The sequence below is a fragment of the Lactobacillus gallinarum genome (assembly GCF_002160635.1).
GTDB lineage: Bacteria > Bacillota > Bacilli > Lactobacillales > Lactobacillaceae > Lactobacillus > Lactobacillus gallinarum.
The window spans coordinates 43,656-63,641 of record NZ_NFKZ01000002.1 but is presented as its reverse complement, the minus strand read 5'-3'; the positions used below and the strand labels follow the sequence as shown (position 1 = coordinate 63,641).

At 37.2% G+C, this 19,986-nt stretch carries 19 protein-coding genes; 1 reads left to right on the top strand and 18 read right to left on the bottom strand.

Going from position 1 to position 19,986, the window contains the following annotated elements:
- Nucleotides 1-14: 14 nt before the first annotated feature.
- The 12 genes from rnc to B5E95_RS01435 form a co-directional block, all read right to left on the bottom strand.
- Nucleotides 15-701 (bottom strand): ribonuclease III, encoded by a 687-nt coding sequence (rnc, locus tag B5E95_RS01490; protein WP_025005830.1) that lies wholly within the window; start codon nt 699-701, stop codon nt 15-17.
- A 109-nt stretch (nt 702-810) separates the two neighbouring features.
- On the bottom strand, nt 811-2,574 hold the full coding sequence (locus B5E95_RS01485) for an oligopeptide ABC transporter substrate-binding protein (protein WP_087235456.1): 1,764 nt from the start codon (nt 2,572-2,574) through the stop codon (nt 811-813).
- Between the two features lie 204 nt (nt 2,575-2,778).
- A complete protein-coding gene (locus tag B5E95_RS01480) occupies nt 2,779-4,548 on the bottom strand; it encodes an oligopeptide ABC transporter substrate-binding protein (protein ID WP_087176446.1) in 1,770 nt (589 codons plus the stop codon).
- A gap of 218 nt (nt 4,549-4,766) precedes the next feature.
- On the bottom strand, nt 4,767-5,699 hold the full coding sequence (locus B5E95_RS01475; RefSeq protein ID WP_087235455.1) for an ABC transporter permease: 933 nt from the start codon (nt 5,697-5,699) through the stop codon (nt 4,767-4,769).
- 14 nt (nt 5,700-5,713) lie between these two features.
- The gene (opp4B, locus tag B5E95_RS01470; RefSeq protein ID WP_025005833.1) at nt 5,714-6,673 is read right to left on the bottom strand and encodes an oligopeptide ABC transporter permease; all 960 of its coding nucleotides are present in this window, start codon (nt 6,671-6,673) and stop codon (nt 5,714-5,716) included.
- 2 nt (nt 6,674-6,675) lie between these two features.
- Nucleotides 6,676-7,662, bottom strand: coding sequence for an ATP-binding cassette domain-containing protein (locus tag B5E95_RS01465; RefSeq protein WP_087176444.1), 987 nt, complete (start codon nt 7,660-7,662; stop codon nt 6,676-6,678).
- Between the two features lie 3 nt (nt 7,663-7,665).
- The gene (locus B5E95_RS01460; RefSeq protein WP_087235454.1) at nt 7,666-8,700 is read right to left on the bottom strand and encodes an ABC transporter ATP-binding protein; all 1,035 of its coding nucleotides are present in this window, start codon (nt 8,698-8,700) and stop codon (nt 7,666-7,668) included.
- Between the two features lie 121 nt (nt 8,701-8,821).
- The gene (acpP, locus tag B5E95_RS01455) at nt 8,822-9,064 is read right to left on the bottom strand and encodes an acyl carrier protein (protein WP_025005836.1); all 243 of its coding nucleotides are present in this window, start codon (nt 9,062-9,064) and stop codon (nt 8,822-8,824) included.
- A gap of 30 nt (nt 9,065-9,094) precedes the next feature.
- Nucleotides 9,095-10,096, bottom strand: coding sequence for a phosphate acyltransferase PlsX (plsX, locus tag B5E95_RS01450; protein WP_087235453.1), 1,002 nt, complete (start codon nt 10,094-10,096; stop codon nt 9,095-9,097).
- Between the two features lie 19 nt (nt 10,097-10,115).
- Nucleotides 10,116-12,146, bottom strand: a complete 2,031-nt coding sequence (gene recG / locus B5E95_RS01445) for an ATP-dependent DNA helicase RecG (RefSeq protein ID WP_025005838.1) — start codon at nt 12,144-12,146, stop codon at nt 10,116-10,118.
- Between the two features lie 3 nt (nt 12,147-12,149).
- Complete coding sequence (locus B5E95_RS01440; RefSeq protein WP_087235452.1) at nt 12,150-13,811, bottom strand: DAK2 domain-containing protein; 1,662 nt, start codon at nt 13,809-13,811, stop codon at nt 12,150-12,152.
- Between the two features lie 21 nt (nt 13,812-13,832).
- Nucleotides 13,833-14,195 (bottom strand): Asp23/Gls24 family envelope stress response protein, encoded by a 363-nt coding sequence (locus B5E95_RS01435; RefSeq protein WP_003547910.1) that lies wholly within the window; start codon nt 14,193-14,195, stop codon nt 13,833-13,835.
- Nucleotides 14,196-14,352: 157 nt separating this feature from the next.
- Between B5E95_RS01435 and rpmB the strand changes: the two genes are divergently transcribed.
- Nucleotides 14,353-14,538, top strand: coding sequence for a 50S ribosomal protein L28 (rpmB, locus tag B5E95_RS01430; RefSeq protein ID WP_025005840.1), 186 nt, complete (start codon nt 14,353-14,355; stop codon nt 14,536-14,538).
- 97 nt (nt 14,539-14,635) lie between these two features.
- Here the strand turns inward: rpmB and B5E95_RS01425 are convergent, their stop codons facing one another.
- The 6 genes from B5E95_RS01425 to B5E95_RS01400 all read right to left on the bottom strand — a co-directional run bounded on the left by B5E95_RS01425 (nt 14,636) and on the right by B5E95_RS01400 (nt 19,983).
- The gene (locus B5E95_RS01425; RefSeq protein ID WP_087235451.1) at nt 14,636-14,845 is read right to left on the bottom strand and encodes a hypothetical protein; all 210 of its coding nucleotides are present in this window, start codon (nt 14,843-14,845) and stop codon (nt 14,636-14,638) included.
- 137 nt (nt 14,846-14,982) lie between these two features.
- Nucleotides 14,983-15,669, bottom strand: a complete 687-nt coding sequence (locus tag B5E95_RS01420) for a thiamine diphosphokinase (protein ID WP_087235450.1) — start codon at nt 15,667-15,669, stop codon at nt 14,983-14,985.
- Complete coding sequence (gene rpe / locus B5E95_RS01415) at nt 15,669-16,319, bottom strand: ribulose-phosphate 3-epimerase (protein WP_056945477.1); 651 nt, start codon at nt 16,317-16,319, stop codon at nt 15,669-15,671. The genes B5E95_RS01420 and rpe overlap by 1 nt, the downstream gene beginning before the upstream one ends.
- Before the next feature lie 12 nt (nt 16,320-16,331).
- Complete coding sequence (rsgA, locus tag B5E95_RS01410) at nt 16,332-17,222, bottom strand: ribosome small subunit-dependent GTPase A (RefSeq protein ID WP_025005843.1); 891 nt, start codon at nt 17,220-17,222, stop codon at nt 16,332-16,334.
- Nucleotides 17,223-19,238 (bottom strand): Stk1 family PASTA domain-containing Ser/Thr kinase, encoded by a 2,016-nt coding sequence (gene pknB, locus B5E95_RS01405; RefSeq protein ID WP_087235449.1) that lies wholly within the window; start codon nt 19,236-19,238, stop codon nt 17,223-17,225. It abuts the gene before it with no gap.
- Nucleotides 19,228-19,983 carry a Stp1/IreP family PP2C-type Ser/Thr phosphatase gene (locus B5E95_RS01400; RefSeq protein ID WP_025005845.1) on the bottom strand — a complete coding sequence of 252 codons (756 nt, stop codon included), beginning with the start codon at nt 19,981-19,983 and terminating at the stop codon, nt 19,228-19,230. The genes pknB and B5E95_RS01400 overlap by 11 nt, the downstream gene beginning before the upstream one ends.
- Nucleotides 19,984-19,986 lie beyond the last annotated feature (3 nt).

Below are 19,986 nucleotides of genomic sequence, written 5' to 3'. Positions count from 1 at the left end.
CTTTTTAAATCCCCTTACTCTAATTTTTGTAAAGCTGCTTTAGCGGCTTGTTGTTCTGCAGCTTTCTTGTTATGACCTTCACCTTGTGCTTGAACTTGATCATTAATCTTTAATTCAACTACAAAATGTGATGGCAATTGTGATTCACTAAGTACCGAATATTCAATATTTACTGGACCATTTTGTTGTAATAACTCCTGCAAATCGGTCTTATAATCACGTGAATCATCAAATTCGCCTTTATCAATCAATGGATAAACAGTTAAATGCAAAAAATGTTCAACTGCTGGCATCCCTTGGTCAAGGAATAAAGCGCCATTGAATGCTTCAAAAACGTCTTCCAACAATGTTTTACGATTACGAGCACCAGCTTTTTCCTCACCATTACCTAAATGAATTTCATTTTGAAAACCACATTCAATCGCAAATTCAGAGAATCCTTCAGTTCTAACAATATTAGATCTTAACCGTGTTAATTCTCCTTCATTTAATTTAGGATAATGACGGTATAAATAATCAGAAACAGCCAATTCAAGAACGGCATCACCTAAAAATTCCAACTTTTCATAATCACGAATTCCATCGTTAGGATGCTCATTTGAATATGAAGAATGCGTAAATGCTTCTTCTAATAGCTTTTCATTATTAAATTCAATATTATATTCATCTTTTAATTTTTTTAGAAATTTTGTACTTACCATAAAATTGCCCCTTTTATACCTTTAAATTATACCAGTTTTAGTGCTATATTTTGAATGCAAAAAAGTCACTTCTAGAATTAGAAGTGACTTTTCGTTTTTAAGCTTAATTTTACTTAGTATAAGCAACATTGTACCAGTTAGGGAAACCATTACCCATTGAGTCAGATGGCTTAAGTGAGTAACCTGAGAGTTTCTTGTTAACTACAGTAATTTCATAACTATTAGATACTGGAAGAACGTATGCTTCGTCGTCCATGTACTTTTGCCATTCGTGGAACTTATCTACACGGTACTTGTGATTAAATGCCTTTTGTGAGTCCATTTCATCAAGAAGTTGAGTATTCTTCTTAGTTACGAAACGAGAATAGTTCATTGGTGACTTTTCACCGTAAAGGTCGTTTGGTGATGGTTCACTTGAAAGTGACCAGGCACCGATAAACATATCTACTGATGGATCATCATGTTGAACCTTATCGTAGAATGAGTTGAATTCAATTAAACGACCACCGGTCAACTTAACATTCAAGCCCATCTTCTTCCATTGTTGAATGTAATTTTGAACGATTGGTTCTTGGTTTGAAGTACCAGTCATAGCTGCAAGACGGATAGTTAAAGGCTTACCATTTGGTTGTACACGATACTTGCCCTTCTTCTTAAAGCCTGCCTTGTCCAAAATTTCGTTACCCTTCTTAAGGTTGTAAGTGTAGCCCTTTACATCCTTATCGAAGTAATCACCAAATTGTTTAGGAATTAAAGTCGGAATTCTAAAGCTTAAGCCGTATGAGTAACGCTTAGCAACTTGGTTTACATTCATACCGTAACCAATTGCTTGACGAAGAGCCTTATTGTTCATCTTAGCATGTGGATTCATGACATTTCTACCATTTTCCCACTTACCTACCTTAAAGCCGAGGTAACTATATGAAAGTGGAACTTGAGCAACAAAGTTTACGCCCTTAGTATTCTTGACATTTGGCCATTGTGAGTTAATAACCTTAATAACATCAAATTTGTTTGACTTAATACTTTGAGCAACTGAGTTAGGATTAATTACACTAGCAGTAATCTTAGTAAGCTTTGGCTTGCCCTTGTAGTAATATTCGTTAGGAACCCAAGTGGTTGATTGACCACGAACAAGTTTTTGTAACTTGTATGGACCAAAGAACAACGGTCTCTTACGAATCTTATCACTAGACATTAAGTCTTTGAATTTAACATCTTTTAAGTAGTGGTATGGTGCAGCTGCTTCCCAAATATAACCATTACCACTAGTGTTCATACCTGGTCTCATAGTCTTAAAGTGAAGAACAACCTTACGACCATTTTCACCATCTGGCATTTCAAGACCTGAAATAGAATCTGCTTTGCCTTCGTGGTATTCTTCCAAACCAACTAAGTCAGCTAAACTTGAAGTGTAACGTTGAGATTTTGATTCTTTGTTAGCAATGATTTCGTAAGCATATTCATAGTCTTTAGCGGTTACTTGCTTACCATCTGACCACTTAACACCCTTCTTAATCTCAATGGTTGCAGTCTTAGCCTTTTGATCAATCTTAATAGTAGCTGCACCCTTATTGTTGAACACATAGTGATCATCGGTACCAAAAAGACTCTCAGCACCATATTGCATAACTTCACTATCAGTATTAGAAGTTGAAAGTTCATCATTAAAAATTCCAGTAAATGGTGTATCAGTTTCAACCGCAACCTTTACTGTACCACCATTTTTAGTGGCTTTAGTTGGAACAGCTTGGCTAAATTTAGCGGCGTTAGAAGCTTCATTGGCATTAGAGCCAGATTTACCACAAGCTGCTAATGTAAGTGCTGCACCTGATAGCAACGTAATACCAGCAAAAAGTTTTGCCTTTTTCATTAGTAAAAATCCTCCATAACTCGAGGCAAGTTGACTTTCTCATCTTAGCACTATTACAAAAAAGTTACAACGGCATTAAAAAACAGGCACCTCATTTTGAGATACCTGTTTTCTTGTGTTAGTTATTAGATTTTATAATATGAAAGTTTATGTAAAGGATTATTTATTGTTTAGAATTTTGGAGATTTTTACTAGTGTGCCTAATTACTTAGCGTAACCTACTTGGTACCATAATTGGTGCCCGTTGTTGTTTTGTGATGGCTTAGTTGAGTAACCGGTGATCTTGTTGTTTACAGCATTGATACTGTATGAGTTGCTGGTTGGGATTACAAAGGCTTCATCGTACATGTACTTTTGCCATTGGTGGAAGACCTTTACGCGGTACTTAGTGTCAAATGACTTCTCTGAGTCCATTTCAGCAAGTAACTTGTTGTTTTCTGGAGTTACGAAACGTTCGTAGTTCATTGGTGAAGTTTCACCGTACATGCTTCCTTGTGATGGTTCAGAAGCTAAGCTCCAACCTGCTTGGAAGAAGTCGATATCCTTAGAATCGTGTTGAACCTTGTCGTAGAATGAGTTGAATTCCATCAAACGACCACCAGTAAGCTTAACGTTCAAACCGATCTTGTGCCATTGTTGTAAGTAGTTTTGAGTAATAGCTTCAGCGTTTGGTGAACCTGACATAGTAGCAAAGTGAAGTACTAATGGCTTACCGTTAGGTTGTACACGCCACTTACCCTTCTTCTTGTAGCCAGCCTTGTCCAATAATTGGTTAGCCTTCTTCAAGTTGTAGTTGTAGCCCTTGATGCTGCTGTCGTGGTATGCACCGAAGCCTGAAGGAATTAAAGTATTAACTCTGAAGCTCAAGCCTTGGGTGTAACGCTTGTTAACGGCATCAATGTTCATTGCGTAACCAATAGCTTGACGCAATGACTTGTTGGCAACCTTGGAGTTCTTATCCATGACATTCTTGCCAGTCTTAGCGTCCCATTTACCCATCTTAAAACCAACGTAGCTGTATGCCAATGGAACTTGAGCAACCCAGTTAACACCCTTGGTGTTCTTAACTTGATCCCATTGTGAGTTAATTACGCCAGTGATATCGAACTTGTGACTCTTAATAGCTTGTGAAGCTGAGTTAGGGTTAACTACTTGGATTACAACCTTGTTTAACTTTGGTTTACCTCTCCAGTAGTACTTGTTTGGTACCCAAGTTACTGATTGACCACGAACAAGCTTATCAAGCTTAAATGGACCAAAGTATAATGGCTTCTTTCTGATTTGGTCACATGATTGAAGCTTGTTAAATGGAATATTCTTTAAGTAGTGGTATGGTGCAGCTGATTCCCAGAAGTAGCCGTTACCTGAGAAGTACATACCTGGTCTCATTTGTTTGTAGTGAATTACAATTGTACGGCCATTTTCACCATCTGGCATTTCAATACCGGAAATAGTCTTAGCCTTGCCTTCGTGGTATTCTTTCATACCTTGAATTGATTCAAGAGTTGAATCGTAACGTTGTGCTTGAGTCTTCTTGTTTGCCAAGATTTCGTATGGATATTCAAGGTCTTTAGCATTTACTTGCTTACCGTCTGACCACTTAACACCCTTCTTAACAGTGATGGTTACTGTCTTGGCCTTACGGTCAAGTTTCATAGTTGCGGCACCTTTATTGTTAATTCTGTAATAATCATCAGTATCGAATAATGATTCTTCACCAGGTGCAGCTACACTTGAGTCAAGTGCGGAGGTTGATAATTCATCTGAAAAGATTCCAGTAAATGGAGTATCAGTTTCCAATGCTACAGAAACGGTACCACCTTGCTTGGTAGCTTTCTTAGGAGTTGAATCTGGAAACTTCTTAGCATCCTTTGCTCCTTGGTTATTACTGCTACCGCTTTGACCACAAGCAGCCAATGCTAATGCGGCTGCGGAAACTACTCCTACAGAACCTAAAATCTTTGCTAATTTCATATAATTATTCCTCCATCTAGGACATCTTTTATGTTTTTTATTAATAATCTTTGAATCAAGTTGATGATTAAATAATACCACGATATATTAGTTTTTCAATAGTTTTATGAAATTAATTTTAATTTTTATTTTATTAGAATTGCATAACTTTATTATTATGCAGACACAAAAACAGCTCTATCAAGCGATAGAGCTGTTTTAATATATTTATTAGATTATTAATTTTCACGTTGTCTTGCGTCACCTGCACGTTGTAAGGCACGACCAACGTAGTTAATACTTAAGGAAATTACCAAAAGTAAGATAGTGGCTGGAAGCCATAACCATGGACGGTTAATAACGTTAACTGGGTCATCAGCAAATCCAATCAAAGTACCAAGTGATGGTGTAGTGGTTGGCAAACCGTAGCCTAAGAAGGACAAACTAGTTTCAATACCGATGTTACCAGCAATAGTCAAAACAACGTCGATGATAATCATTGAAGTGATGTTAGGCAAAACTTCACGGAACATAATTTGGAAGTTAGATGAACCTGAAGTCTTTGATGCCAAAACATAGTCACGGTCACGCTGTGAAAGGATGAATGAACGGTAGTAACGTGCCGTCGTCGTCCATCCAAACATGGCAATCAAGAATACCAAAGTCACAGCGTTGTAGTTAGGAATAACTGTAGTCAAAACAATGATAATTGGCATTTGTGGCAAAATTTGAATGAAGTCAACTATTCTCATGATGATGACATCAACAACACCACCGTAGTAACCAGAAACTAATCCGACTACCAAACCAACAATTTCAGTAATTACAGTAACTGAGATACCGATCATGATTGAGTTACGTCCACCCATGATGAGCAGTTTCAAAATATCACGACCACCATCGTCAGTACCTAGAAGGTGACCCCCTTGGCCCCAACCGTAGTATGCGTCAACGATGTTCATTTCAGTAATTTGTGCTCTGTTCAAAAACAATGAACCACCGAAAGTAAGCAATAAAATTAAAATAATGATAATTAAAGCTGTAAGTGCAGACTTAGAACGTAAAATTTCACGTACAGCCACCCTGAATCCAGAAGGTGGGAGAGTAGCCTTCGGTGTAGCGTCTTTTTTACTTGCTTTCTTTGTAGCAGTATCTTTCTTTTTATCAGCCATTTCTTCTCTCCTCCCTATTGAATTCTAATACGTGGGTCAATAATACTCATGATGATATCTGAGAGCAAGTTACCAATTAGAGTCAAGATACCAAAGATAAGAATCAAAGCAGTTAAAGTGGTGTAGTCACGTTGACTGATTGAGTCAAGGAACAACTTACCCATACCAGGATAACTGAAGACACTTTCAATAATCATTGAACCACTAAGAAGACCAGTAATAGTGTTACCAAGGAAGGCAGCAATTGGCAATAATGAATTTCTCAAAATATGCTTATGGAAAACTACATTTTCAGGAACACCCTTACTGCGGGCAGTTCTAACGTAGTCTTCAACCTTGTTATCAACAATACCTGTTCTCAAGTACTGTACAGTACCAGTAGTAGCAATCAAGGCATACAAGATAGCTGGAAAAATCATGTGGTAAAGTCTACTGCCAAGTACACCCCAGAATCCTGAGGCGTTGGCTGAAACTGAACCTGAAATTGGGAACCAACCCAAGGTAAAGCCGAAGAGCCATAATCCTAAGATATAGAATACGAAACCCGGTGTAGCTAAAGTAATGTAGTTAAAGATTTGTACACCAGTATCTTGCCATTGGTCTTGGTGACGACCAGCAGTAATACCAAGAGGAATCGCAATACTATAAGTTAAGATAGTTGTCAAAAGTGATAACCAGAAAGTATTATTTGCACGGTCTGCAATTAATGATGTTACAGGTACGTGTTGAATATAACTTGTACCAAGATCACCATGGAATAAGTTGCCTACCCATCTAAAGTATTGAACATACCATGGATCATAAAGACCAGCAGCTCTTCTTAAAGCTTCGATTTGTTTAGGGTCGGTGTTAGGGTTAATTGATCCACTGAATGGGTCACCTGGCATCATCTTAGCAAGCAAGAAGACCAACAGACTCAAGATAATCAATTGTGGGATCATGATTAACAAACGCCGTAAGATTGTTTTCCACATGCTTAATCACTCTCCTTTTCTTCTCGTTCTTTGAGTTCAGCTTCTTGAGCCATATCTTCAGGCAATGCTACCCAGTGCTTAGGTGCAACCTGTTGCAATGGATATACACGTCCGTCCTTGTCATACCATTTGCCTTGGTTTTCCTCGAATTCTTTTTCTACTTGTTCACGGTGTTTCTTATGTTCTTCACGATGTTCAACGTCAACTTGAGGAATAGCAGAAAGAAGTCGCTTAGTATAAATGTGAATTGGGTGCTTGTAAATTTCTTCACGACTACCTAATTCAACCAAACGACCACGGTGCATAATAGCTAAGTTTTCTGACATGTGCTTAACAACACCTAAGTCGTGAGAAATGAAGAGATATGCAATGTTGTATTGTTGTTGAATATGCTTCATGAAGTTCAAAACCTGAGCTTGAACTGATAAGTCCAAAGCAGAAGTTGGTTCGTCGGCAACAATTAATTTAGGGTTAGTAGCAACGGCACGAGCGACACCAATTCTTTGACGTTGACCACCAGAGAATTCATGTGGGTACTTGTAAATTGCATCACTAGGCATCCCTACGATGTCAAGCAAGTCCTGTACACGATCACGTTCTTGATCGGTAGTCAAATTTTCAAAGTTTCTAATTGGTTCAGCAATGATGTCTTCAATTCTCTTACGAGGGTTCAAACTTGACATTGAATCCTGGAAAATCATTTGAACATCTTTGTTATAATCAAGCTTCTTACGATTGCTTGCCTTAGTGACGTCCAAACCCTTATACATGATTTGTCCGCCAGTAACTTTTTCAACCCCAACGATTGCTTTACCGGTAGTTGATTTACCAGAACCAGATTCACCAATCAAACCGTAGGTTTCACCTTCGTTAATTGAGAAGTTTACACCATCAACGGCACGAACATAATCTGTAATTCTGTTCCAAAAGCCGGAGCGAATTGGGTAATAGACTTTTAAATCTTTTATTTGGATAATTTCTTTTGCCATAAATTACTCCCCGCTTGCTGCTGTTGCTTTTTGCGTACTGTCTTCATCCTCAAAGTGGAATGTCTTCCAGCAGGTACATCTTACCCAGTGACCAGGTGCTACCTCATGAACACGTGGCTCCTCCTCATGGGCACTTGCAGGAATCCAAGGAATTCTTGCAGCAAATCGATCACCACTACGTGGCATATTCTTAAGAGATGGTACAGTACCCTTGATAACATGAAGGTCTTCATCAGTATCATCAGATTGAGGCATTGAATTAAGAAGTGATCTTGTATATGGATGAAGTGGATTTTCAAAAATTGTCTTAACATCTGATTTTTCAACAATTTGTCCAGCATACATAACCGCAACTTCATCAGCAGTCTCAGCCACAACGCCCAAGTCGTGGGTAATCAAGATAATACCTGAATGTGACTGTCTTTGAATATCTTCTAGCAAGTCCAAAATTTGAGCTTGAATAGTTACATCCAAAGCAGTAGTTGGTTCATCAGCAATAATTACTTCTGGCTTACATGCAATAGCCATCGCAATAACTACACGCTGACGCAAACCACCTGAAAGTTCATGTGGGTACATCTCGTACATTTCTTCAGGTCTAGGCATTCCTACTTGATTAAATAATTCAATAACTCGTGCGTGACGTGCTTTTTCATCCATATCAGTATGGTAATAAAGAGTCTCAGCAACTTGGTCACCAACACGCATTAATGGATTTAAACTAGCAAGTGGATCCTGAAAGATCATCCCGATCTTATCTCCACGAATCTTGTTGAACAATGATTCATTCAAACCAACAAGGTTCAATTCATTATAAAGAATGTCCCCTGTAACTTTAGTATTTTTATGGTCGTACAATCCAATAATACTTGAAGCGATAGTACTTTTACCACAACCAGATTCACCAACAATGGCTAAAATCTCGTCGCGCTTTAAAGTTAAATTAATATCGTCCGCAGCATCATAGAACTTCCCTTGCAAACGGTACGCCGTATGCAGGTGCTGTATATCTAGTAATAGATCACTCTGCTTTTCCAAAGGTCATTCCTCCATTTATAGCTTCTTTTATTAAAAGCTGTTTAATCTTTTCTATTTATTTTCTAATTATAAACACAAAGCCGGTCGTATGCAAATAACGACAGGGCTTTTTTTTAGGAAATTAACCTTGATGTGACTTAATATATAATACAGCGTCACCAACAGTCTTAATTTTCTCAGCTTCGTCATCAGGAATTTCTGAACCAAATTCATCTTCAAGTTGCAAAATAAATTCAACTAAGTCGATAGAATCAGCGTCTAGATCATTTGTAAAATTAGTATTTTCAGTAATTTTATCTTGATCAACATTAAAATTATCGGCAATTAAGGTTTTAATTTTATTGAAAATTTCTTCTTCTGTCATACAAATTCTCCTTTTTAATAAACTATTGTACTATTTTGTAGCGAATTCGTCTTTAAAATCTTGCACCAACTTTTCTTTAATCATTTTATCAACTTGTTTTAAAGTGAAATAAATTGGACGTTCATTAGAGCGGCCGTGAGTTTTAACCACTGGTGCATTAACTCCAAGCAAAACTGCACCGCCATACTTAGCTGTATCAAACTTTGATTTAAGACTTGATAAAGAGCCCTTTACCATCAAAGCTCCCAATTTGGTCATAACACCACCGTTTAACAAGCTATCTTTTAGCAAATGCAAGATTACGCTTGATGTACCTTCAATATTTTTAAGAACAGCATTGCCAGTAAAACCGTCTGTAACTACTACATCAGCTTTGCCTAGTAATAATTCATTCCCCTCAATGTTACCTTGGAAGTTAAGGTCACTATCTTTTAATAATTCATAGGCAGCTTGGTGAACCTCATCTCCTTTATCACTTTCAGAACCATTATTTAATAGCATGATGCGAGGAGTTTGAATGCCACGAATTTTTTCAGCATAATATGATGCCATTTCTGCCCATTGAAGTAAATATTCAGGTTTGCTCTTAGCATTGGCACCTACATCGACCATATTAAAGCCATCATCACTATTTTGAACTGGTAAGGTTGGCATTAAGCCTGGACGAGTAATGCCCTTAATACGACCGATGATAAAAATACCACAGGCTAATAATGCACCAGTATTACCTAAAGAAAGAAGAGCATCGGCCTTTCCTTCTTTAACAAAGTTTGCTGCTACAACCATTGAAGAATCTTTCTTTCTTCTAATTGCCTTAACGGGTTCATCTTCATCGGCAATCACTTCGGTGGTTGCAACTACGCCCAATTGATCATTAATTCGATCAGCAGGAATTAAATTACGTAATTGTTCTTTATCACCGAATAATAAAAACTTAGTTTCAGGCATTTCATCTTTTGCCTTTAAAACAGCTTCAACGATTGCTTCAGGCGCATTATCTCCGCCCATCGCATCAATAGCAATTGTTCTCAATATAATTCACCACAATCTTTTAAATTCTATTTTGTTCTAATTGTTTATATTCTAGCACTTGGTTAAGTGTCTGATGATCAGCTAATTTCGGATCTTGCTGAACTAATTCTCGTGCCACTTTTTGCGCAACAACCAAGGTATTGTAGTTATTAACTACATCTCCCACGCGAAATTCAGGCAATCCAGATTGAGCTTTACCAAAAAGATCACCCTCGCCACGCATTTTAAGGTCTTCTTCTGCTAATTTAAAGCCATCATTGGTAGCAGCAATTATTTTCATTCTTGCTTTACCAGAATCAGTTTTCGGATCAGCTATAAAAACGCAATAACTTTGCGTCTTACCACGTCCAATTCTTCCGCGAAGCTGATGCAGTTGACTTAATCCGAAACGATCCGCATTATAGATGACCATCATATTGGCATTAGCCACATCGACTCCAACTTCAATTACGCTAGTTGTAACCAAAATATTTATTTTTCCACTAGCAAAAGCGGTCATAATTTCGTCCTTTTTAGGACCGGGCATTTGACCATGAAGCAAAACCACATTTTGATTAGGAAAATCATGACTTAACTTAGCATGTAATTCCTCCGCATTCTTTAAATCCAATGTTTCAGATTCAGTAATCAGCGGCGTAACAGCATATATTTGAAAACCTTGTGCAAGTTGCTCCTGCATTTTCTGATAAACATCTTTCATCTGACTACTAGTCTTCCAAGATGAAATGATTGGTTTTCTACCGGCAGGCATATGATGAATTTCAGAAACAGTCATATCTCCATATACTGTTAAAGCCAGCGTTCGAGGAATTGGAGTGGCCGTCATAGCTAGAATATCAGGCTGATCACCTTTATTAATTAAAGCCTGTCTTTGTCCAACGCCAAAACGGTGTTGTTCATCAATGATTACCAAGCCTAACTTTTTAAAAATGACACTGTTCTGAATTAAAGCGTGTGTGCCAATTACTACATTAATCGTGCCATCAGTTAATTCACGATAAATTTCTCTACGCTCGAGTGTTTTGGTATTACCTGTTAATAGAGCAACTCTTACGCCCAAGGGCCTCAGTAATTCATCAATCTTTTTAAAGTGCTGTGTAGCTAAAATTTCAGTTGGCACCATCAGAGCTGCTTGATAACCCGCAGTAATCGCCGCAAAAATAGCATAAACTGCAACAACAGTTTTACCAGATCCTACATCCCCTTGTAACAGACGACGCATTTGACCTGATGAATGCATATCAGCAAAAATTTCATTAACAACTTCTTTTTGATCGTCTGACAATTCAAACGGTAAAGAAGAGGTCAATTGAGCTATTTCTTTTAAATCATAATTTTTAGGATAGCCTGCTTGTTTGCCATCATGGCTAGCCAAAAGAGCTAGCTGCAATTCAAAAATAAAAAATTCTCGAAAGATTGCACTTCTTTTAGCTAGATTTGCTTCAGTACTATTTTTAGGATGATGCATTTTTTGAATAATCTCTTGATCAGTCAACAAACGATATTTTTCTCTAATGCTCTGGGGAACAATATCTTGTACTTTATCTAAGAAACTATCTACCGCTAAATTAATCAAATTAACTAGCTTTTTTTGTTTAACATGACGATTAACAGGATAAATTGGCGCCATGCCACTATCCTTTTCTTTTACTGCAACAAATTTAAAGGCAGAAAGACTTTGACGAGCAACATTATATTTACCATAAATTGCTACTTCTTCGCCAATTTCAATCTTGCTCTTAAGCCATGGCTGATTAAAAAAATTGACCATGATTACATCATGGTCAATTCTCATTTTAAAACTTAGGCGACTCTTCTTATAACCAAAACGACTAACAAAAGGTTCGGTGGCTACAATTCCCTTTAGCATTACTTTTTGACCATCCATGATTTGATCTAAAGGCAATGTCTGCAATTCGTCATAACGAAAAGGAAAATAAAAGAGCAAATCATAAATACTATAAATGCCTAAGCTACCTAGATCAGCCGCAGTTTTTGTTCCTACACCTTTTAAATCCGTTACAGGAGCAAATAATGCGTTTTCTATCATTTTTTATTCAACTGATACTAAGAAGTGATATACAGGTTGACCACCATCATGAATTTCAAATTCAAGATCATCATGACTGGCTTCAAGAGCTTCAACAACCTGTTGTGCCTCATCTTCGCTTGCATCACGACCATACATAATAGTGATAATTTCTGAATCTTCATCAAGCATCTTTTCGATCATTTCGGTAGTAGTATTGATCAAATCAGCGTTATCAACCTTAATATTACCGTCGATGATACCAAGGTAATCATTCTTGTGAATTTCTACGTCGTCAATTTCAGTATCACGAGTAGCTTGAGTTACTTCACCTGAAACTACAGTGTCGAGATCTTCTGACATAGCTTCAACGTTATCATCAACGGAAGCATCTGGGTTAAATGAAAGCATTGCAGTAAGACCTTGTGAGATAGTCTTGCTTGGTACGATACCTACTGGAATGTCACTAACTTCTGCAGCTTGCTTAGCAGCCATCACGATATTACCGTTGTTTGGCAAAACAATTGCCTTCTTAGCACCTGACTTCTTGATTGCATCAATAAAGTCTTGGGTTGATGGGTTCATTGTTTGACCACCAGAAATAATTCTGTTTACGCCTTCGCTTTCAAACAATTTTCTAATACCGTTACCAGAAGCTACGGCAATAACAGCAAAGTCAACTGATTCTTGTTGTTCTTCATCTTGATCAACGATGCTTTCGTGTTGGATACGCATGTTGTCGATCTTGATCTTGCCTAATTGACCGAATTGACTACCGTACTTGAAGACATCACCAGGGTGTTCGGTGTGAACGTGAACCTTAGCAATTTCACCATCAGATACAGCTAAAAGTGAGTCGCCCAAACCTGACAAGTGCTTTCTGAATTCTTCCAAATCGAATTTCTTCTTGTTTTGCACGTCAGCATTAAGGTCAACCATAATTTCAGTACAGTAGCCGTTCTTGATATCTTGAGTAGCTAGTTGACTTTGTACAGAAGATTGGTGGTGCATTGCGTTGATCATTTCATCCATTTCAGTTTCGTCAGGTTGATATTGATCAGCAAAGTTTTCACCAAGAAGACCTTCTAAGAAGCCTTCATAAATGAACAAAAGTCCTTGACCACCTGAGTCAACAACACCAACTTGCTTCAATACTGGAAGTAAATCTGGAGTTGATTTAAGAGCCTTCTTAGCACCTTCAACAACTGCCTTCATTACTTCAGTAACATCATCAGTGTCATTAGCCTTAGAAGCACCTTCTTGAGCAGCAACACGAGCTACAGTCAAAATAGTACCTTCGACAGGTTTCATTACTGCCTTATAAGCAGTAGCTACACCATTTGAAAAGGCGTTAGCCAATTCTTGTGCAGTTAAGGTCTTCATGCCTTGAGTAGCTTTGTAAAAGCCGCGGAACAACTGTGAAGTAATAACACCACTGTTACCACGTGCACCCATCAACATTCCTTTAGCTAAGCTTTCAGTCAAATCACCAACATTGCTGCTAGGATTTTCAGAAACGGCTCTTGCCCCACTTTCAATAGTTAAATTCATGTTGGTACCAGTATCACCATCAGGAACTGGGAACACGTTCAATGAGTTAACAAACTCAGCGTTCTTACCAATTCTGTGGGTGGCAACACGCACCATATCTCTAAATTGCTTACTATCTATTTCATTTAAAACCACTATTTAAAACCTCCGCTTACGTTATTCGTCAAGTACCTTTACACTTTGAACGATTACATTAACGGCTTTAGTGTTAATTCCTAATTGATTAGAAAGATTAAATTTAACACTATCTTGAACATTCTTACTTACTTCAGAAATCTTAAGCCCATAGCCTACGATAATGTACACATCAACAGTGATTTCGTTATCTTCTGACTTGACAACAACACCGCGCTTATAGTTGGCACGATTAAGAATTCCATCGAATCCATCACGAATGGCATTTTTTGAAGCCATTCCCACAACGCCATAATTAGACGTAGCTGCGCCACCAACAACAGTTGCGATTACACCGTTTGAAATATCAATCAAACCATCTTTTGTCTTGATCTTAACAGCCATGTTCTTCCTCCGTCTTATTATCTACATATACGATTATTATTTTATCATAGTACTGCCGTAATCAATAAATAAAATACGTCCTAAAAAAAGTTGAATTGCGACAAAACATATGATAACCTAATTAAGTATGACACCATATATAAAGGAGGTTTAGCAAATGGCTAAAGATTACGTAACAGGTAAGAAGACCACATTCGGTAACAAACGTTCACACTCATTGAACTCAGCTCGTCGTGCTTGGAAGCCAAACCTTCAAAAAGTTCGCATTCTTGTTGACGGTAAGCCAAAGCGCGTATGGGTTTCAACCAAGGCTTTAAAGTCTGGTAAAGTTACTCGTGCCTAATAACCAGCCTTGCAGATTTATCTGTAAGGTTTTTTGTTTGCTAAAAATTTTGTACATCAAAAAAGGACAGCTGAAAAATCAGTTGTCCTTTTTTGAATTATTTCATAATATTATGATTTTTATCATCATCTGAAATTTCATCAGCCATTCTCTCCTTAATTGGAGTATAGGCATATTCAGTAATCATTTCGCCCAATTTAGTTGGCAAGCCCAAGTCTTGGTAAGTAACGTTTCTAGCAAGGCCATTAATAGTTGCTACTTCCTTCTTCTTTTTCTTATCAAAAACGTGAACATGGTTTTTGTGCATTTAATTTTCTACATTTTGTTTTGCGCGATCAAGTCTTGCTTCATAGCGACCATCTTCAAAAGCGGCCACATTCTTTTCAAAATCAATATATTTCATAATTAATCCTTGATTCTTTTTCCTCTGTTTTAAACCAATCATTAAAGATTATGAAAGCGATTAACATCTTTTGAATAAATCGCCGCAAGCATCCCTTTTTCAAAATTAATTTCAAATTGAGAAGTATTCGGCAAAAATTCATTTGAAGAAAACACTCGTGGATAATCTCCAGAATAATGGTGCAACTCATAACGGGCACCTAAAATATTAAAATCTTTAATTGCAGTTAAAGCAGCAAAACCAATATATGGGTACTCTGATACTTTCTTTATTACATGACGTCCCGGATTGAAAAAGACAATTTCATTTTGCTTATCCATTATTGAGACCTGTTCAGCGAATTGTCGCAGAGATGGATCGAGCAGCATTAATAAATTAATTAAAAAATGATCTATTCTGCCCCCTGTTGCACCCAAAATATTTAAATTATCAATCTGATAATCATCAAAAACTGTATGCAGCATCAATTCAGAATCAGTCAAATCTTTAACCGGATTTGAATAACGAATATCTCTTACATTACTTTCAATTTCCGCTAGATCTGCTTTTTTTAATGAGTCAAAATCCCCCAGCGCTACATCAGGAGTTATTCCTAATTCTTCTAAGTACAAAGAACCACGATCTACTCCAACAATAAGATTATTCGTATTTCTTGCATCTTTAAGTATTTCTTTGATGTTAACAGGCCACAAATCTGTTGGTCCACCTAATAATGCATATGCTTCCATTACTTAATAATTTTTTCTAATTTATGTACTTGATTTGCAATATTACCATTTTCATATAAATAAGAGCCAACTACAAAGACATCAGCACCTGCATCTTTGGCAATTTTAATCGTACGGTCATTAATGCCACCATCAACTTCAATTGCCATGTTTGGTCCTACAATTTCTCTGACTTGCTTAATCTTCTCAGCTGAATCAGCAATAAAGCTTTGACCACCAAAACCAGGATTGACGGTCATGACTAAAACTTGTTTAATTTTTGGCAAAAATTTTTCGACAACGTCAGCTGGAATATCCGGTTTAATTGCTAAAACAGCCTCAACTCCATTAGAAGCCAAATAATCAAGCCAATAATTCAGCTTGGATTCACTCATCGCACCATAATGCAGCTCCATGATATCTGCTCCGGCTTCAACAAAGGCTGGAATAAGATCATCAGGATTATTACTCATAAAGTGAATCTCAGCATCTGTCATGGGAAATTCACGTTTAAAATCACTAATTAATTGTGGTCCAAAAGATAAATTTGGCACAAAATGTCCATCCATAATATCAATATGGAAACGATCAATGCCTACTGCAACAGCATCTTTAATATTTTCTTTTAAATTTAAATTATCTGCGTTCAAAATTGATGGCGCAATAATCATTTTCTTCTCCTATCATTTTAAATATTCGGGTAATCGGCCTTCACTAATTTCTGTCCGCATTGCCAGATAATCATCATAACGATGAGGCATTATTTGGCCTTCTTCAAGCAATTTTTTAACTTCACAGCCAGGTTCCTTTAAATGTTGGCACCCTCTAAATTTACATTTGCTGCTAGCACGTTTAAATTCAACGAAATAGTTACATAATTCATTCAATTTGATCGGTGTTAAATCAATCGAAGAAAAACCTGGTGTATCAGCTAAGAAACCTTCACCTAATTTAAATAATTCGACTTTTCTAGTAGTATGCTTACCACGGTTTAAACTAGTAGAAATTGCTCCCGTTGCCTGATTAGCATCCTTCTTCAACTGGTTAAGTAAAGTAGATTTACCTGCACCAGATTGTCCTGCCAATGTCCAAATTTGCCCTGCTTTAATCATTTGAGGAATTTGAGCTTCTACATCATGATAATCAGTAAACACTGGATAACCAATTTCTTGATAATATGATAGTTCTTCTTTAATTTTAGCTAACTTGTCACCTTTTAATAAATCGCTTTTAGATAAATAAATAGTGACTTGTACTTTTTGCCAAGAAAAGAAAGTTAAAAAGCGATCCAATAATTCTAAAGAAAAATCAGGTTCAACCGCAGAAATAACTAACAATACATGGCTGACATTTGCTACAGCGGGACGACCAATTCTGTTGAGTCGCGGTAAAATCTTTACCAAGTAACTCATACCCTGATCATCTATTTGAATTTCTACATGATCACCTACTGCAGGTTTTTGCTTTTTTTGACGAAAAACGCCGCGAGCACGCGTTCTAACGATACCCGCAGCAGTTTCCACATCATAATAACCAGCAATTAACCCGACAACGGTTCCTTCTGCTAGTTTCATTTATTTTGTCACCTTTTCATTCAAAACAGTTTCTCCGTTACGAACTACGCGCAACTGGCCTTTTCCATCCTTAATTGAAAATGGAATTGAGAAACTCATATCACGTTTAATATATAAGTCACGATAGATATTACTCAAGGAGTGATCATCATCTTTGATATAAATCTGAACATGGTCGCCTTTACTATTGTCTTCCTTAGTGTAAGTTTCTCCACTTTTACCATCGAATTTATCATCCTTTTTCAGATCGCTGCCAACATAATTAACAGTAAATGTCTTCGTAACAGTAGTATCTTTTTCTTCTTTTGGACCGCGTGAAACTTTAATGGTTACCGTAGATCCACGATCAACCTTAGTACCCGCTTCCGGCTGCATTGAGATAACCAAACCTCGCTCAATTTCATCAGAATATTCTTGATTAATCTGTAAAGTTAAGCCATGTTCCTTAGCATAATCTTGCGCACTCTTTAATGAGTAATTGTGCAAATCTTTTAAGGTAACGGTATTTATCTTTGGCTTTATCTGTTTTCCTCGAGAAACCACCAAAGTAATTGTAGTCTGCGTTGGTTTTACTTCTACACCAGCAGCAATACTCTGAGAAATGATGTTGCCTTTAGCCATTTTATTTGAATATTGATCTTCTCTAACAACATCGAAGCCTTGATTTTCTAATTTTTCTGCAGCTTCATCGTAATTATCCCCGACTACATCAGGTACCTTTACCATGCTGGTACCACTAGAAACAATTAAAATGATAGCCTTTCCTTGATCCACTCTATTACCGGCTGCTGGTTTAGTACCAATTACATGACCTTTTTTAATGTCATCAGACTGGCGTCTAATTACTTTTCCCACTTGTAACCCGGCGGCTTCTAACCGTTTTTCAGCACGCTTTTCAGTTATATTAGTTACATCAGGAATATGAACTTGACGTGGTTTATTATTATTGCCACTTAGTGCGAAAATCATAATAAAAATAATTAATCCAGCGGCAATAACTGAAAAAATCCACCACCATTTATGACTTTTAACATTTTGCCAAAAGTCTTTTTTCTTTTCCTTTTTATCAGGTTTATTTTCCTCTTCAGATTCTACAGTCTGCTCTTTTTCAGGGGCTTTAAAACCTGGCAGAACGATTGTTTTATCATTATTGTTACCATGATTAGGCACAAAAACCGGCTCATCTGCTCTTTCGGGATCTAAGCTACTATCTAGGTCAGCCTGCATGGCTTGTGCTGTAGCATATCGATCTCGTGGATCCTTAGCAGTTGCTTTTAACACAACATTTTCTAATGCTTGCGGAACACTTTGATCCTTCTTTCTAATAGAAGGTATTGGTTCCTGCGCGTGTTTTAACGCAATTGAAACAGGAGTATCACCATTAAACGGCACAGTGCCTGTAATCAATTCATACAGAATAATCCCTAAAGAATAAATATCGGACTGCTTAGTAACCAATCCGCCTCTAGTTTGTTCAGGTGACATATAATGAACTGATCCCATGACAGAATTAGTCTGCGTCACAGAGCTCTGATTCAAGGCAACCGCAATACCAAAATCAGCAATCTTAATATTGCCTCTCTTGTCCATCAAAATATTTTGTGGTTTAAGATCACGGTGGATGACATTATGTTTATGAGCCAAAGCAACTGCACTCAGAATTTGATCCATAATGCGAATCACTTCATGCAAATCCAAAGGAGCATTTTGACGAATATACTCTTTCAAATCTGGACCATCAACATATTCCATTACCATATATGGCAATCCATGATCAGTTCCTACATCAAGAACAGAGACAATATTAGGATGACTTAATTCACTAGTGGCTAAAGCCTCTCTTTGAAAACGAGCTTGTGTTTGAGGTTCATTTTGTAAATCTAACCGTAATATTTTAACTGCTACTTTACGTTGCAGAATAATATCTTCAGCCAGATAAACATTGGCCATACCGCCTTCGCCTAAAGTATCAATAATGCGATAACGTTCACCAAGCAGATAACCCTTATCGATCACTGCTCTCGTCCTCCTTATTCCAAATTAGGCAAACGGTAATATTATCACCACCACCTAATCGATTGGCTTCACTAATTAATTTATTGCATCGTTCTTTTAAGCTTAATTCTTTTGTAGCTAAAACTTGTTGTATTTGTGGATCACTGAGTGAGTTCGTTAATCCATCAGTACATAGCAAAATGATGTCGTCATCATCAAGCTTAATTTCCTTAACTTCAGGATCAATTGTACTAGATACACCTAGGGCTTGAGTAATAATGTTCTTTTGGGGATGATGCTTAGCCTGTTCCTTAGTAATTTGCCCCATTTTGACTAGCTCATTAACTAAAGAATGATCTTCAGTTAATTGGACAAACTTTCCCTCGGAATAACTATAAGCACGTGAATCGCCCAAATGAGCTATCAACGCATTATCCTTAAATGCAAAAGCTAAAACAATTGTCGTACCCATTCCATTTAAGTCAGGAAATTTATCAGCTGTTTTTAAAATTGTTTCATTTTCAGAATTTAATTGCACATCTAGCCATTTTCGAGCAATATTAGCATCAGTAAAATCTGTTATGCCAAAATTATGTCCTAGGTGAGTGACAGCCATTGTAGAGGCCACATCGCCGCCTTGATGGCCACCCATACCATCACAAACAATTGCTAAGGTAATTCCCTTACGATTCTCAAAAACTTGTACAAAATCTTGATTGCTTTTTCGTACCTTGCCGATACTTGAAGCGTATGCTGTTTCAATCAAAAA

Bases quoted from the DNA above. Each gene is read 5' to 3' on its own strand.
- rnc (WP_025005830.1), bottom strand. From the start codon at position 701: ATGGTAAGTACAAAATTTCTAAAAAAATTAAAAGATGAATATAATATT.
- B5E95_RS01485 (WP_087235456.1), bottom strand. From the start codon at position 2,574: ATGAAAAAGGCAAAACTTTTTGCTGGTATTACGTTGCTATCAGGTGCA.
- B5E95_RS01480 (WP_087176446.1), bottom strand. From the start codon at position 4,548: ATGAAATTAGCAAAGATTTTAGGTTCTGTAGGAGTAGTTTCCGCAGCC.
- B5E95_RS01475 (WP_087235455.1), bottom strand. From the start codon at position 5,699: ATGGCTGATAAAAAGAAAGATACTGCTACAAAGAAAGCAAGTAAAAAA.
- opp4B (WP_025005833.1), bottom strand. From the start codon at position 6,673: ATGTGGAAAACAATCTTACGGCGTTTGTTAATCATGATCCCACAATTG.
- B5E95_RS01465 (WP_087176444.1), bottom strand. From the start codon at position 7,662: ATGGCAAAAGAAATTATCCAAATAAAAGATTTAAAAGTCTATTACCCA.
- acpP (WP_025005836.1), bottom strand. From the start codon at position 9,064: ATGACAGAAGAAGAAATTTTCAATAAAATTAAAACCTTAATTGCCGAT.
- recG (WP_025005838.1), bottom strand. From the start codon at position 12,146: ATGATAGAAAACGCATTATTTGCTCCTGTAACGGATTTAAAAGGTGTA.
- B5E95_RS01435 (WP_003547910.1), bottom strand. From the start codon at position 14,195: ATGGCTGTTAAGATCAAGACAAAAGATGGTTTGATTGATATTTCAAAC.
- rpmB (WP_025005840.1), top strand. From the start codon at position 14,353: ATGGCTAAAGATTACGTAACAGGTAAGAAGACCACATTCGGTAACAAA.
- B5E95_RS01425 (WP_087235451.1), bottom strand. From the start codon at position 14,845: ATGCACAAAAACCATGTTCACGTTTTTGATAAGAAAAAGAAGAAGGAA.
- B5E95_RS01420 (WP_087235450.1), bottom strand. From the start codon at position 15,669: ATGGAAGCATATGCATTATTAGGTGGACCAACAGATTTGTGGCCTGTT.
- rpe (WP_056945477.1), bottom strand. From the start codon at position 16,319: ATGATTATTGCGCCATCAATTTTGAACGCAGATAATTTAAATTTAAAA.
- rsgA (WP_025005843.1), bottom strand. From the start codon at position 17,222: ATGAAACTAGCAGAAGGAACCGTTGTCGGGTTAATTGCTGGTTATTAT.